At 69.5% G+C, this 14,756-nt stretch carries 12 protein-coding genes; 7 read left to right on the plus strand and 5 right to left on the minus strand.

Annotated elements, in window-relative coordinates; translation table 11 throughout:
• Positions 1–261: 261 nt before the first annotated feature.
• The gene (locus ACGFZA_RS19810) at positions 262–3,141 is read right to left on the minus strand and encodes an ATP-binding protein (protein ID WP_393680598.1); all 2,880 of its coding nucleotides are present in this window, start codon (positions 3,139–3,141) and stop codon (positions 262–264) included.
• 268 nt (positions 3,142–3,409) lie between these two features.
• Here ACGFZA_RS19810 and ACGFZA_RS19815 point away from each other — a divergent pair, with 268 nt between their 5' ends.
• Together ACGFZA_RS19815 and ACGFZA_RS19820 are read left to right on the plus strand one after the other, a co-directional pair.
• The gene (locus ACGFZA_RS19815; protein WP_393680600.1) at positions 3,410–4,207 is read left to right on the plus strand and encodes a sigma factor; all 798 of its coding nucleotides are present in this window, start codon (positions 3,410–3,412) and stop codon (positions 4,205–4,207) included.
• A gap of 878 nt (positions 4,208–5,085) precedes the next feature.
• A complete protein-coding gene (locus tag ACGFZA_RS19820) occupies positions 5,086–6,612 on the plus strand; it encodes an RICIN domain-containing protein (RefSeq protein ID WP_385286203.1) in 1,527 nt (508 codons plus the stop codon).
• Between the two features lie 62 nt (positions 6,613–6,674).
• On the opposite strand, the gene ACGFZA_RS19825 is transcribed toward ACGFZA_RS19820, so the two are convergent.
• Together ACGFZA_RS19825 and ACGFZA_RS19830 are read right to left on the minus strand one after the other, a co-directional pair.
• On the minus strand, positions 6,675–7,175 hold the full coding sequence (locus ACGFZA_RS19825) for a hypothetical protein (protein WP_393680603.1): 501 nt from the start codon (positions 7,173–7,175) through the stop codon (positions 6,675–6,677).
• A 40-nt stretch (positions 7,176–7,215) separates the two neighbouring features.
• Positions 7,216–8,310: a hypothetical protein gene (locus ACGFZA_RS19830; protein ID WP_393680605.1), complete on the minus strand. Its 1,095-nt coding sequence runs from the start codon at positions 8,308–8,310 to the stop codon at positions 7,216–7,218.
• A 373-nt stretch (positions 8,311–8,683) separates the two neighbouring features.
• On the opposite strand from ACGFZA_RS19830, the gene ACGFZA_RS19835 reads away from it, so the two are divergent.
• The 5 genes from ACGFZA_RS19835 to ACGFZA_RS19855 all read left to right on the plus strand — a co-directional run bounded on the left by ACGFZA_RS19835 (position 8,684) and on the right by ACGFZA_RS19855 (position 13,410).
• Positions 8,684–9,403, plus strand: a complete 720-nt coding sequence (locus tag ACGFZA_RS19835; RefSeq protein WP_385286198.1) for a hypothetical protein — start codon at positions 8,684–8,686, stop codon at positions 9,401–9,403.
• Between the two features lie 67 nt (positions 9,404–9,470).
• Positions 9,471–11,309 (plus strand): FG-GAP-like repeat-containing protein, encoded by a 1,839-nt coding sequence (locus ACGFZA_RS19840; RefSeq protein WP_393680608.1) that lies wholly within the window; start codon positions 9,471–9,473, stop codon positions 11,307–11,309.
• A 595-nt stretch (positions 11,310–11,904) separates the two neighbouring features.
• Positions 11,905–12,330: an aspartate 1-decarboxylase gene (gene panD / locus ACGFZA_RS19845; RefSeq protein ID WP_393681334.1), complete on the plus strand. Its 426-nt coding sequence runs from the start codon at positions 11,905–11,907 to the stop codon at positions 12,328–12,330.
• A 30-nt stretch (positions 12,331–12,360) separates the two neighbouring features.
• The gene (locus tag ACGFZA_RS19850) at positions 12,361–12,711 is read left to right on the plus strand and encodes a GNAT family N-acetyltransferase (protein ID WP_393680610.1); all 351 of its coding nucleotides are present in this window, start codon (positions 12,361–12,363) and stop codon (positions 12,709–12,711) included.
• A 60-nt stretch (positions 12,712–12,771) separates the two neighbouring features.
• Positions 12,772–13,410: an arylsulfatase gene (locus ACGFZA_RS19855; protein WP_393680612.1), complete on the plus strand. Its 639-nt coding sequence runs from the start codon at positions 12,772–12,774 to the stop codon at positions 13,408–13,410.
• A 413-nt stretch (positions 13,411–13,823) separates the two neighbouring features.
• Here the strand turns inward: ACGFZA_RS19855 and ACGFZA_RS19860 are convergent, their stop codons facing one another.
• Entirely contained in the window at positions 13,824–14,267 is a 444-nt protein-coding gene (locus tag ACGFZA_RS19860) for a hypothetical protein (RefSeq protein WP_393680614.1), read from the minus strand.
• Complete coding sequence (locus ACGFZA_RS19865; RefSeq protein ID WP_393680616.1) at positions 14,264–14,749, minus strand: MarR family winged helix-turn-helix transcriptional regulator; 486 nt, start codon at positions 14,747–14,749, stop codon at positions 14,264–14,266. Before ACGFZA_RS19865 ends, ACGFZA_RS19860 begins: the two co-directional genes overlap by 4 nt.
• Positions 14,750–14,756: the final 7 nt, after the last annotated feature.

The following is a 14,756-nucleotide window of genomic DNA, read 5'->3' on the forward strand; positions in this document are numbered from 1 at the left end:
GGTTGTCGCCGGCGTCTGCTTCGTCGGAGCTCCGGCCGCAGCCGTGACGTTCGCCGGGACGCTGGACCGTGGGCTCCAGGGGCAGGGCCTGCGAACCGCCTGGGGCGGGCTGCACGGCCGGGGCGGGTCCGTGTGCCCACGGGCCCCTTCGCGATCCCGCCTTCTGCGCGATCCCCATGCTCCGGTGCAGCGCGTCCCCGAGTCCGCCCGCATGGGGACCGCGGTGGACCGACGCCCCACCGCCCCTGCCGAGAGGTGGGCTCAGGAGCTGTGCGCCAAGGCCACCCCGGTCACGTCCCGCCGGGACTTGACCTCCAGCTTGGCCAGGATGTGGGAGACGTGGGTCTCGACGGTGCGCCTGGACAGGACGAGGGCTTCGGCGACGTCGGGGTTGGAGAGTCCCCCCGCGACCAGTTCGGCGACCTTCAGTTCCGTGTCGGTCAGGGCCTCCCATCCGGTGCGGGGACGTCCCCGTGCCCCGCGCACCCCGAGCCGCACACCTCGGACACGCAGACGGGCCGCGGCGCGCCGGGCATCCCACACGGCGCCGAGAGTGGTGTAGGTCAGCATCGCGTCGTTCAAGGCCTCGCGCGCCCGGTCGGTCTGCCCGGCGGCGGCCAGCAGGTCCGCGGCGTCCTCGAGAGCCTGGGCCATCTCGGCCAGGCGGCCGACCCCGCGGTAGTAGTCAACGGCTTCGGACAGCAGCGCCGGGTCGGAACGCAGCAGTCCGTGGCACCATTTGCGGGCCGCGACCACATGCGGCAGCCGGCTCCTCGCCTCTTCCGCTTCGACACAGGCAAGGGCGCTGTCGGCGAGCTCGCGGTCATCTGTCGCCAGAGCGAGCCGCACCAGCAGCGGAAGCACGCTCGCCCGGGCATCCATCACGTCGTACGAGGGATCCAGGACTTCCCGCAGCGCACTGGCTGCTGACGGGAGGTCGTTCGACCGTTCGGCGACCATGGCGCGCGCGAGGAAGTAGTACGTGAGGTTGCGTTTGCTGTAGGGATCGTCCGTCAGGTCCTTGAGCACGGCCAGATGATGGCGCGCCGCTCCTTGCTCGTCGCGGTGCGCTGCGACGACGGCGGCGATGCCGTGCGCGGTGAACGTCAGATGGGGATAGTGCGTGTGCTGGTAGTCGGGGGCGAACACCGCGTCGAGTTCGGTGAGCGTGTCGTCCCAGCATCCGGTTTCGAAGGCGACCTCAGCGGCATGCCCCACGAACATACCGAGACGGGGTGCCCCCGTCCGCTCCGCCAGAGCGCGCGCGTCGGCAAGGACTTCCCGGGCCTGGGCGAACCGGTCGACGTTGAGCAGCGCCGAGACCAGGTTGCCCTGCATCAGCAAGCGCAGATCGACCAGTTCCGGGTCGGAGCCGGTCATGGCGATGCCACACATCTCGTGGTCGATGGCACCATCCATGTCCTGATGGTCGAACCGCGTCAGCCCCAGGCAGTGCCGGGCATAGGCGATCGTCATGGCGTCGGACAGATCTGTGCCGACGGCCAGAGCGGCAGCGGCCACCGAGGCGGCTTCATCGCCCCTGTCCAGAACGTGCAGCACCACGCCGGTGAAGACGTGCAGGCGCGCGTGCCACTTCGTGTCCGGTTCCAGGCCCGCCGCCACCTCCCGGGCGGTGGTCATGGCTTCCTCTATCTCCCCGGTGTGCAGGAGGGCGTAGCCCAGAATCCAGGCCGCTCGCCCCCTCTGCTCCGGGTCGCAACGGTGGGTCAGAACCCGTCGTGCGACATGCGCGGCCTGCTCGTAGTGGCCGGCGCGGAAGGACGCGGAGGCAAGGTGGGCCAGCAGCCCCCGGGTGCGCACGTCGTGGTCGTCGGTATGCGTCAGCGCGTGTGCGAGGAGGGTTGTCGCGGCGTCGGGAGCACGGCGGGTGAGGGCGGCGGCGTTGTCCAGCAGCCAGTCGACCTCCCAGCCGTCCGCGGCGTCGGTCGCCGCCAAGAGCACTTCAGCAACACGCTCCACCGAAGAGCCCTGGGCGATGAGCGTCCGGGCCGCGTCGCGGTGCAGCGCGATCCGGAGCGCCGCCGGCACCGACTCGTACAGCGCCTGTCTGAGCAGGCCGTGCCGGAAGCGCAGCCGGTGCCCGTCGGCCGGTTCGAGCACACCGGCGGCCATGGCCTCCTGCACCGGTGCGGTCAGGGCCACCGCAGGACAGCCGAGCAGCACCGTGAGGTCGGTGATCGCGAAGGCGGGACCGAGCAGGGCGGCGGTACGCAGCGTGTCGCGGGTCCCGGCCGTGAGGAAGGCCAGCCGGTCGGCTATCGCCTCCGCCAGCGACATCCGCTCGAACTCGGCCCAGCCCGGGTCGGCTCCGGACCGGCCCGGGACCGCGGGCCCGAGTTCGGCTTCCGAACCGCTCTCGTCCAGGGCCCCCGCACGGCTCAGGGCGTCCATGATCTCGCGCACGTACAGAGGGTTGCCCGTCGCCAGCTCCAGTCTGCCGAGCAGCCGGGGGCCCGCTGCCAGTCCGGCGATCCGGCGTGCCAGCTCGGCCACCTCGGCGTCCGACAGGCGGTCCAGCGTGAGAGTGGTTCCGGCATGGTCGCGCACGTCGCGGCGGAGAAGGTCGAGTTCGGACCGCTGCGGGACCGGCCGACAGGCCCCGATGAGCACGAGGGGCCGCTGGGCCGCGGTGCGGCACAACCGGCGCCACACCAGCAGGGTCGCCTCGTCGGCCCACTGCAGATCGTCAAGCGCCAGGACGAGGGGCCGCTCGGCGCACAGGCGGTCGACGAGCACCAGCAGCTCCTCGGCCGCGGCGGTCACCGGATCGCCGGTGACGAACCGGGCACTGTGGTGGCCCTGCGCGTCGTCGGAAGCGGGGTGATCTGCTGTGGTGTCGCCGCGCTGCCCACCGGACGCGAACGCGTCCCCGAGGGCCTGTTGGACAACGGCCAGCGGCAGGCGCTGGTTGAGTTCGTCGCAGACACCGTGACGGACGTCGAGCCCCCTGCCCGCGGCCTCGGCCAGGCCGGCGGCCAACAGTGCGCTCTTCCCGATCCCGGGTTCCCCCTGCATAAGGATGACGCTGCCCCGCCCGTTCGCGAGATCCTCCATGACGGAAGAGAGCAGCGCCATGTGGTGCTCGCGCCCCACCAGAGTCTTCGCAACGCCGGTATGCATATCTAACAGAGTAGTCGCATATATCTATGGTGGTCGCGATTCGATGGAACAGGATGACGGACCGTTGCCCACGTCTGTCTCACGGCCCCTGCGGGCGGGCCGCACCGGCGGTACCTTCCCCGGCCGAGCCGGGTGGCAGACGCCTGAGGCAGGCGCGCGCCGACCACCGTCCGAAAACCTCCGTGAGACCGCCGGATGTTCGCGTACGTAGGCACCGACAGGATCGTACTCACGGTGAGGCGGCGAGACGGACGAGGCGATGCACGGTATGGACTCCACCCGGCAGATGACCGAGCACGGCCCTGACGCCGCGCCCGGCCTGCCGGACGGTGCGGGAGTGAACCCGCCGGGTCCGGATCCGGTGGCCGACGACCGATCACGCCCCCTGGGACTCCGCAGCGCCCCGCCCTTGAGCAGCGCGTCCTGGGAGGAGCACCCGCCGGCGCGGCCGCGCGCCTCGTCACTCGACAAGCACAACCGGAGGAACGGAGACCGCAGGATGGTGCACCTCAAGCAGCTCTCACCGACAACTGATCTGGATCAGGCCGCCTCTGTCTTTGTGCAGCACCGGGCCCGGCTCTTCGCGATCGCCTACCGCGTCCTGGGCAGCACCGCGGAGGCCGAGGACGTGGTCCAGGAGGTCTGGACGCACTGGCAGGAGAGCGACCGTTCCGCGGTCCTCAGCCCGGCGGCCTTCCTCTCGACCACCACGGCCCGCGCGGCCCTCGACGCAGCCCGATCGGCGCGGGTGCGTCGGGAGAGCTACATCGGGCCATGGCTGCCCGAGCCCCTCGACACGAGCGCGGACCGGGAGATGGACACGCAGGCCGCCGAAGCGATGGATCCGGCTCTGCTGCTGGTGCTGGATGCGGTGAGCCCTACCGAGCGTGCCGCGTACATACTGCGCGAGGCCTTCGACTACACGTATGCGGCGATTGCCGAAACTCTTCAGCTCAGCCTCCTCGACGCGCGGAAGTCGGTATGCCGTGCTCGCGAACACGTGAAGGGCGAACGGCGCGAGAGCGCGGCCACCACGGAGTGGGGGAGGCCGCGGTTCAGCGGGTGACGGCCCCGGCGCATGCCTGAACCGCACGCTGCCGGGGATCCTGCCCTCCCGTCCGTACGCGCGCAGTGCGTGAGGAAATGTCAGGGGCTCACGGCGGCCGGGTCGGCCCTCGGCCGAAGTTCCCGCACTCCGGCCGACGCGGTAGCCCCACGGACACCGGAGGCGCAGGCGACTGCTCTGATCCCGCCGCGCCCGAGGGACTGGGCATTGACCCCTCTCCACAAGCGATGCCGCCGCTCGTCGAGGCGCGGCAGAATCGTCTCGCACTTGGCTGCCTGTTCGGCCACCTCCCCGCCCGAGCCCCTCTTCTGGGTCATGGCCACCGCCCGCTTCGTCTCCCGCGGCGCCCAGCCACTCGGCGCCCTCGCCGCCGGCCTGCTTGCCACCTGCGCGGGTACCCACACGGCGCGGTGGACGGTGTGTGCGGCCCGGTGTGTGCGGCCGCGAGGAGCGAGGGTGAATACGGGGCGCCGGAGCACTGCCGGTTCTCACGGCGGGTTCGACGAACCGCGTCGGCAAGGTTCCGCCGTACGAGCCACGCCACAGCTCACACTGGCCCCTCGGAGCGGAGCCAGGCCGGGTGCTCCCGATGCAGGGTCAGCGCACGGGCGGCTGGGCCCGGACCTCCGTCCGGTTCATGCGGTGGAGGCCGATCCCGCCCCTGGCCAGGGGCGGCTGTTGTGCCCCCGCCAGGAATTGCGGGACAACCCTGAACCCCGGAGCCCATCCGGCCGTCGGCTCCGAGGCTCGGCCGGGAGAGCCTGCGTCAACGCAATGCGTGAAGGCACCCATTGGTGACTTTTCCGGCCGGGTGCCCGCATGTCTTGTTGGAATCGATCCGGAACCGGCTGTAGTGGGCGGCCGATGAAGAGTAAAGGATGACGATGAGCATTGCTCGGACGGAAGCCGGTGGCGAGAATTTCGACCCTGAGATCAGCACGGTCGCGGGTACGGGGGTGGCGGGGTTCAAGGGAGACAACGAGCCGGCCGTCGCGGCTCAGCTGAATCGCCCGTACGGCATCGCCCTGGACAGCACCGGCAGCCTCTACTTCTCCGACTACAACAACCACCGGGTCCGGAAGATCAGCACGGACGGGAAGATCAGCACGGTCGCCGGTGCCGGTGCCGGCTACCGGGGTGACGGCGGTCCTGCTGTTTCGGCCCTGCTGAACTGCCCGCGTGAGGTGGCGGTGGACGCTGCGGGCAGTGTCTACGTCACCGACGCCGCCAACCACCGGGTCCGGGTAATCACCCCTGATGGGAAGATCGACACAGTTGCCGGAACGGGCACCGCAGGGTTCAGCGGTGACGGCGGTCCGGCCGCCAAGGCGCAGCTGAACTATCCGTTGGGCGTGGCGGTGGACAGCTCCGGCGCCCTCTACATTTCCGACCACAGCAATAACCGCGTCCGGAAGATCAGCACGGACGGGAACATCACTACGGTCGCGGGGAACGGCGCAGCGGGATTCAAGGGAGACGATGGTCCAGCGGCCTCAGCTCAGCTGAATCGCCCGTACGCGTTGGCGGTGGATGCCGCGGACATCCTCTACATCACCGATGGGAACAACCACCGTGTCCGCAAGGTCGCGGCCGACGGGACCATCAGCACGGTCGCCGGCAAGGGCACCGCCGGGTTCAGCGGTGACGGCGGCCCGGCGACCTCCGCACAGCTGAACCTGCCCCTGGGGGTGGTCGTGGACAGCTCCGGCACCCTCTACATCTCCGACTACAACAACCATCGCGTCCGGAAGGTCGGACCGGAAGGCAAGATCTCCACGTTCGCCGGCAAGGGCACCGCGGGATTCGGCGGCGACGGGGGCCCGGCCGCAGCCGCCCAGTTCAGCAACCCGTTCGGGCTCGCTGTGGACTGCGTCGACACCCTCTACATCGCCGACCACGTCAACAACCGCGTGCGCAAGGTCGCCTCGGCGAGGATGGCCGGGCTGCCCGAGTCAGGCACGGTGGTTTCCTGGGCCAACGTCCGCAGCAGGCTGCGGATGGGTGTCCTGCGCGAGTCCACCAGGGACGGCGCCGAGATCCACCAGTCCCTCGCCTCCCCCCGGGCACACCAGCAGTGGCGGCTGATCGCGTCCGGCAAGGACGAGGCCGACATCTTGTACCGGATCGAGAACGTGCGCAGCGGCAAGGTCCTGGAGGTCGTCGGAGGAGGCACCGTCGACGGGGCGGTGGTCGCGCAGCGCGACTACGAAGGCACCGCAGCCGGCCATCAGCAGTGGAGGCTGATCCCGGTGGGTTCGGTGACGGACACCCCGCGGGTGTACGAGATCGCGAACCGCAACAGCGGTCTGCTGCTGCGCGTCGATACCAACGCCCCAACGGTGATCAAGCAGTACGGGGCGCAGGGCGACCACCGCGACCGGCAGTGGCAGCTGCTCCCCGTGTGAACGCACGAGTACGCACGAGTGGTCAGGGACGGTACCAGCCCTGACCACTCGGCCGCGTGACACTACTTGGGATCGGACGGCTTCTCGGCGGTGGCCTTGGGTGCCTTGGGGGGCTCTTCGGCCGTGGGGGAAGCCGGGGCGTCGGGCGCCTTGAAATCGTCCCTCTTCGGTGCCTGCAGGCTCTCGTCCTTCTGCAGGTCGCCGTGCTGTGCCACCGTCTCGCTGGACTTCTCCATGCCGGCTGCCGCGGCTGTGGATACGGATCCGGGGTCCTGGGCGTAGGCGGCCTGGGTGCCTGCGGATGCCTGGGTGGTCTGGATGAAGGAGGCGAGGAAGCCCAGGATGGCCCGGGCTTCGGGTGCCTGCTCCTGCACGATCTTCGCCCGGTGGGAGGCCCCGTGGATCCCGCTGGTGAACAGGCTCGTGGTCGTGTCGTCGTACGTGTCGTCGTCGGCGTCCTCGAAGTCGACGCCCGCTCCCGGTCGCGGTTTGTGGCCGTCGGTGGTCACCGAGAAGAGTCCCGCGCCTGTCCCGGCGGAGTCGAAGACGTTTTTGAACACCATGGTCGTCACCTCTGGTCGTTGTGGCGGTGTCGCCCGCCGGTCACGGCTGCTTGTACAGGTCTCGTTCGCTGTTGGTGAGGTTCTCGCCGTCGAACATCGTGTGATGTACCTCCAGGGCGGAGACGACCTCGGCCAGCCCCTTCATGCGGAAACCGCCGCCGGCCAGGTCGACGTCGGCGATGTCGCGGGCTACCAGCTCGTCGAGTCCGGGGTAGATGTCCGGCTGTGGGGGAGACAGGACGGCCACCGGCACGTCGTACTTCACCGCGAGCAGCCCGGAGAAGGTCACCGGGATCTCGTAGGTGTACTGCTTGAGGGCCCGGCGCTGCGTGACGATGGTCTCCACGCGGGAGTTCGGCGGAACCGTCCCGGAGATCTGAGATTTCGACGCCCAGCTGGTGGAGAGGGAACCGCCGACGGAGGCCGTGATGCCCTGGGCCAGGGCGGCGTTGAGGCCCGCGGTGCCGGAGGCGGTGCCCGTGGTGGTGAAGTCCACGGAGCCGGTCATCGAGGCGGAGGCGGAGTTCGTCATCCCGTTGCTCACCGAGGTGTCGACGGTGTTGGCGTTGTCCACGCCCACGCTGTCCTTGCTGTTCTTGTTGGTGATCGTGTTGGCGTTCTTGTTCGCCATCTCGTTCTTGAGCTGCGTCCCCAGCTGCCCCTGAAGGTTCAGGCCGAGCTTGTTCTGGAGCTGCAGCTGGAGCTGGGCGCTGACGTTGCCGCCGAAGGTGAGCTTGGTGTCTCCCGAGAGTGACCAGGTTGCCCCGTTCGACACACTGAAGTCGACGGAGTCGGTGAAGTTCATGTCGGAGCCGCTGCGGTTGACGTAGGTGCGCGAGGAGAACGTATCGGGCGGGGGCTGCGTGATGTTGCGCCGCTCCTCGATCAGCGGCTCCCCGAGGTTCATGTAGGCGAGCCAGCCCAGCCCGAACGCCGTACCCGGGAACGAGCCGAAGCTCGACTTGTTCACGGAGAAGCCGACGGGCTTGTGCCGCACCCCGTAGTCGTCGACGTAGACCAGGTTGGGGTGCTCCAGGATGGACTGCCAGGTCTGCTCGATGTTGAGTTCCCGCAGATTCTTCTTCGTCAGCGGCTGGCGCTTGGCCCGTTCCAGGTTGTACGCGTTGGAAGGCAATTTCTGTCCTCGACTGATCTGGCCGAAACCGCACTCGGTGAAATGGCAAAAAGGGAATCTGTACACGCTCCGGCAAATTAAGCTAACAGGCTTCCCTTTGCTGGAGTGGTCGCTTCTGTGCATCGCACTCAAACGGGTGATCAAGATTCCTGGGCGCTCTTTATCACCCGATCGAGGATCTTCCTGCTCCTCCCTGCAGCGCCATGACCTCGAATGTTGCCATTTTGGACCTATTTGCTTCGGGCGCACATTCGGTTATGGGGTGATCTGGGCTCGCGCATGATTGAGAGTGCGGTAATGCCGCGTGATAAACCATGTCACTGAGCGCATGAGGCGTTGTTCCCCCACATTGAGAACAGGTGAGGTTTCCGCGATGTACACCCAAGAACGCACGGCAATGGCGAATTTGGTGGTCGGCGGCCCGGTGGCGGTGAACAGCTACGACAACGCGATTGTTGCCGCGCTGGTAGAGAACCGGCCGGTCATGCTCGTCCACGCCTTCAACGGCGGCTACCTGCGGCCCGCGGAACTGGCGGCGAGCAGCCACGACAAGGGCGTGAAGTTGGCCACCGCACTCGACCCGGCCACCAAGGAGGCCCAGGGCCACCTCTGGCACGTCACCCCCGGGGGCTTCTTCGGCCAGCGCCCGCTGTACTTCATCGAGAGCGCCGCGGGACAGGTGACGCCCCCGCCGGCCGGCGCGGCCGACGCGGACACGGGGCGGGGCGACGACGGAACCCCGAAGCCGCAACGCAGGCGCGTCACCGTCCACCAGGACGCCCCGCAGAGCACGGCCGACACCCTGCAGGTGGGCCTGCCCGCCAAGGTGGCCGACAAGTGGCGTGGGAAGAACGGTGCGATGGAGGACACCCAGCTGTGGGTGGTCACGGTGACGCCGTGGGGCGGGATCACCTTCGTGCCGATCACCCACCCCGACGCCATCCTCGGGTTCAAGGACCACGTCGTGGCGAAGGACAGCGAAGCGCGGCTCACCTACAACTGGGGCGGGGACTTCACCGGGACGGTCATCAACACCTTCTACCCGCGGCTGCCCAACGAGTGGGACGTTCCCTACCACCACGTCTTCACGTGATCCGCGGTCACCACCGCGCCGCACCTGTCCCGAGCCGTCGCACCAACCGCCTGGAAGAGGCACCACGATGCCCGTGCCCACGCAAGAACTGAAGCTGGAGATCGTCAACGCCGCCACAGGCCAGCCCCTCGGCGCCATGGCCACGCCGGCTGCGGACGGGACGCTCGTCGTCCGCGACTACCCCGAGGACGGCCCGCGGCCGGAGCTGTGGCAGTTCACCCCCGTGCCGGGCCCGCAGGACGACCCGGCATACGTGATCCGCAACACGGCCGGCAGCAAAGTACTCGACACCCCAGCCGCTGCGGGCCAGGGCGTCCGCCAGTCGGACGCCTCGGGCAAGAAGGGCCAGCAGTGGCGCCTCGTCCCCGTCGAGGGCGAAGCGGGCCTCTACTTCATCGAGGGCGCGGCCGACGGCGCCGTGCTCGACCTCGACGAACCCGGGAAGGACGACATCCGGAGCATCCGGATCGTCCTTGGCGAGTACGACGACCTCGCGGAGAGCCAGCGGTGGCGCCTCGTCCCCGCCGAGCCGGAGCGCACCAGCGACCTCGTGCTGGACTGGGCTCCGCTGAGCCACTGGAACAGCCGCCAGTCCTGGCGACTGACCCACCACCAGAGCGTACTGCGGCCGGCACCCGACGCTACGCCCTCTTTCAGCAACGTACTGCTGGTTCTGGAGAAGTTCGGGAGCGACCAGGACACCGCCGGCTGGAAGAACGACGCGCTCACCCCTTCCCCCGGTGGGGAACCCGGCCGCTGGGCCGGGGTCGGTGCGCGGTTCCTCGCCGACACGGAGGGAACAGGGCGGTCCGACATCGTGGGGATCAGATCCACGAAAGGAGCCGTGACCTCGTCCAGCCGAGGCGACGGGACGTTCGACGACGAGCGCCCGCTGCACCAGGGGGTGGCTACTCCGAACTCGTCTGATCTGTGGTCCGTAGTGGATCTGACGGGCAAGGGCAGGCCCGACGTGGTCGCCCTGTGTACCGGCGGAGTCCGGGTGTCCGCACAGGACGAGGGCGGGGCGTTCACACCCGAAGGCGGCGAACTGGTCCTCAAGGCGTTCGGCCACGGCAAACAGGCCGGTGGGTGGCTGGTCGACAAGCATCCGCGTTTCCTTGCCGATACCACTGGTGACGGCAGGCTCGACATCGTCGGCTGCCACGACGACGGCCTCTGGGTATCGCTCCAGGACGAGGAAGGGAAGTTCGCACCGCTCTCCGACGAACCCGTCCTCCGGGCGTTCGGCCACGGCAAACAGGCCGGTGGGTGGCTGGTCGACAAGCATCCGCGTTTCCTTGCCGATACCACTGGTGACGGCAGGCTCGACATCGTCGGCTGCCACGACGACGGCCTCTGGGTATCACTCCAGGACGAGGAAGGGGCATTCGTCGAACCTCTCTACGTCCTCGACGACTTCGGGGTCGACCACGGATGGAGCTCGATCAGGGAGCACCCCCGGTTCGTGGTCGCCACCACCCGTGACGGGGTACCGGACATCGTCGGCTTCGGCCCGCAGGGCGTCACCGTCGCACGCGGACGCGGCGACGGCACGTTCGAGCCCTCCCGGCTCGTCCTGAACGACTACGGGCAGGCCCAGAGGTGGAGGGGCGAGAAGCACCCCCGACTCCTGGCCGACGTCACCGGCGACGGGACCCCAGACGTTGTCGGCTTCGGCAACGAGGGCGTCTGGGTGTCGCACAACAACGGCGACGGCACCTTCGAGCAAGCTCAGCTGGTGTGCCGCGGATTCGGGTACAACGACGACGCGGGCGCCTGGCGGGTCGACCGTCACTCCCGGTTCCTCGCCGACATCACCGGAGACGGACGCGTCGACATCGTCGGCTTCGGCGGGCCGGGTGTACATGTGGCCCGCAACCTCCACCGCCGCTTCCGGACCCGGTGACCCCGGAGGTACCCGCAACCCGTCACGGCACATGTGCGCGACCGATGAGCGACTGCGAGCGCGTGACCATGCTGGCTACGAAAGCCCGGGTCTGCGGGGCGATGCTTGCGCGGTTGGCTGCTTTCGGAGGGGTGCGGCCGCGATTCCACGGGGGAGGCGGCTCCCTGCGACTGGGCGAGTGGCGGGTCGCGTTCCGTTGTTGCAGGAGGACGGTGGATGCGTCGTGCCCATAGTTACGAGGGTCGTCGGCTTTGCCGAACCGGGACAGCCCTTGGACAGCCGCACTGCCTCGAAGGTTCTTGGGGAGGCAGGGTCCTTGTGTGCGTCAGGGGCGTCGTCCTGCTCGGGGTGACGATGATCACGAGTGATCGTGAGGGGAGCGCCGCGTAGGCTTGCGAGGTCGTCGAGCCAGAGGTCAGGGGAGTGGACGAGACCCCGTCGATGTCTGATGGTGCGTCAGAAATTCAGCAAGTGGCCAGCATGGGTCCTGGGAAACCTGGGGGCAGGTGCCTGGACCTGCGACTCGTTGTAGAGTATGGAAACAGCACTTGACCTGCAAAAACGCAGGCAGGGAGCCTACGTTCTGGAGTACTCGATGATGCGCACCATGTTCAAGTCCAAGATCCACCGGGCCACCGTGACTCAGGCCGACCTGCATTACGTCGGGTCCGTCACGGTCGACGTCGCGTTGATGGAGGCCGCCGACCTGCTGCCCGGCGAGCTCGTTCACATCGTCGACATCGACAACGGCGCCCGCCTGGAGACGTACGTCATCGAGGGCGAGCGCGGCTCCGGCGTCATCGGGATCAACGGCGCCGCCGCTCACCTCGTCCACCCCGGTGACCTGGTGATCCTGATCAGTTACGCGCAGGTCGACGACGCCGAGGCGCGCGGGCTGGTTCCGCGCATCGTGCATGTCGACACGGAGAACCGGATCGTCGAACTCGGCGCCGACGCCTCCGCGCCCGTACCGGGGACCGACACCGAGCGCAGTCCGCAAGCCGTGCCCGCGGCGCGCTGAAGCGTCTCACTCAGCGAGGGAGCAGCCGCCATGGCGGAGCAGACCGGACAGATCCGTGACGACCGGGCGGCAGGCAAGCTGCTCGCGTACGTGGACGGTGAAGCCGCCGGGGTCATCGCGTACTTCGTGATGGACGGGACGCCGGCGGCGCTCGTCGCCGTGCACACCGTCGTCGAGCCGGGACACGAGGGCAAGGGCATCGGCGGTTCGCTGGTCAGGGAGTTCTACGCCATGGCGGCCCGCGAGGGTGTCCCCGTCGTCCCGCTCTGCCCGTACGCGGCGAAGTGGGCCTCCCGCCACCCCGACGAGGCGCCCGAGGCCCCGGAGGAACTGGTGGTACGGGCGAAGGGGCAACTCGCCTCCCATCCGGAGCTCTACTGAGCTACGGGCCCCGGCGGACGTGCCGTTCGACGCCGGGCCGGGGCCGGTAGCGTGTCGCGGATGAGCCTCGCCCTTCTGCACACCTCCCCGGTCCACGTCCCGGTGTTCGACGCCCTGCGCGACGCCGACCATCCCGGCCTCGACCTGCGCCACCTCGTGCGCCAGGACCTGCTCGACAGGGCCGGTGTGCTGGGACCCGAGGCGGTCGAGGGCGATGTCGAGGCGGTGGTCACCGGCGCCGTCGCCGACGGAGCTACCGCCGTGCTCTGTACCTGCTCGACGATCGGCGGAGTCGCGGAGGCGGTCGGGGCGCGGCTCGGCGTTCCGGTCCTCCGGGTCGACCGGCCGATGGCGGCCACCGCCGTCCGTGCGGGACGGGTCACCGTGCTGGCGGCGCTCCACGCCACCCTGGAGCCGACCGGCGCGTTGCTCGCGCAGGAGGCGGAGCGGGCGGGGAAGAGGGCCTTCGAGGTGCGCACCGTGCTGGTCGACGGCGCCTGGGAGCGTTTCGAGGCCGGCGATCATGACGGGTACCTGGATCTCGTGGCGGTCGCGGTGGACGCCGTGACGGAAGCCGACGTTATCGTGCTGGCCCAGGCATCCATGGCGGGTGCGGTCACCCGCACCACCACTCGGATCCCGGTCCTGTCCAGTCCTCGGCCGGGTCTGGATGCTGCGGCGGCCGCTGCCGCGCGCTGACCGCCCGCGCGCACGGCAGCCGGCGGGTTATGGGTGGCCGAACGGGTGAGGCCGTGAGCCGGCCGGGGCATCCGCAGCCCGTACGTGTGGACTCGCCGGGCGCGGGCAGCCGCTCCGGGAGACGGTGGAGGAGATCCACCCCGACCGTTCGGAGGCCCGAAATGACCCACCCGTTCCCCGACCCGGTTCCGCCGGCGCCCACCCCCGGGCCGATGCCGGGGCCGCCCCGGCCGCTGCCGGAGCCCACTCCGGTCCCGCCCGGCCCGGGGCCGACACCGCCCGTTCCCACGCCGCCCGGCCCGGCGCCCGACCCGATCCCGCAGCCGCCCGCGCCGAACCCCGAGCCGGTGCCCCCGCCCGAGCCGGAGCCCTCGCCGGTCGGCTGACGGCACCGACGCCGGCGGCCGAGGGGCTCAGCCCTCGGCCAGTACGGCGTTGGCGCGGGCCGTGAGTTCGGTCAGCACCCGGCCCGCCGCCGCCATGTCCTCGGCCGGCAGGTCCGCGTACAACGGGGCAGTGATCGAGGCGATACCGGCCCGCTGTGCACGGTGCGCCTCCTTGCCCGCGGCCGTCAGGGCCAGCACCGGCACGTCTGCCGACCGCTCCTCCAGCAGCCCCTGCGCGAGCAGGCCGGCCAGGGCGGCTTCGGCGGTCGTGGTGTCGACCTTCAACGTGGAGGTCATCCGCTCGACCAGCCGGTCCCTCTCGATACTCCCGGCGTTTTCCGCCGTCGCGTTCAGCGCGACGGACTCGTGGAAGGTGGCGCCCGTCTCGGCCAGCAGACGTTCCAGAACGGCGCGCGTGGCGTAGTGGGCCTGGCCGATGACCTGGCCATTGATGCCGGGTGCGGTGGTCATGATGACTCCTCGGTGGATGGATCGGCGACTGCGGGAACCGGCACGTCGAGCAGCGCTGTCAATGTCCGGGTGAACGCCTCGGTGTCAGGTCCGTCCAGACCGCCCAGGGGTGAGAGCAGTCCGTCGATGAGCCTGCGCACGACCCCGACCGCGCGGGCGGCGACCGCGAGGCCTTCGTCGGTCAGGGACAACTGCACCGCCCGGGTGTCGGCGGGGTCGGTGGACCGTTCGACGAGTCCTGCGGATTCCAGGCTGCGCGCCAGTTTCGAGACGTAGAGCGCTTCGAGTCCGGTGTGGTCCGCGAGTGCGCGCTGACTCGGCCGCAGCCCTGCCCGCTGCATCCCCACCAGGGATCCCAGCAGCGAGTACTGCGCGTGCGTCAGCCCGAGCGGCCCCAGCGCCCGGTCCATCGCCACCCGCCACTTCATCGACAGGCGCCAGACCAGGAAGCCGGGGGTCGGACCCTCAGGTGCTTTACTCATGACGGAT

The sequence above is a fragment of the Streptomyces sp. NPDC048211 genome (genome assembly GCF_043202315.1).
In the GTDB taxonomy this organism is placed as follows: Bacteria; Actinomycetota; Actinomycetes; order Streptomycetales; family Streptomycetaceae; genus Streptomyces.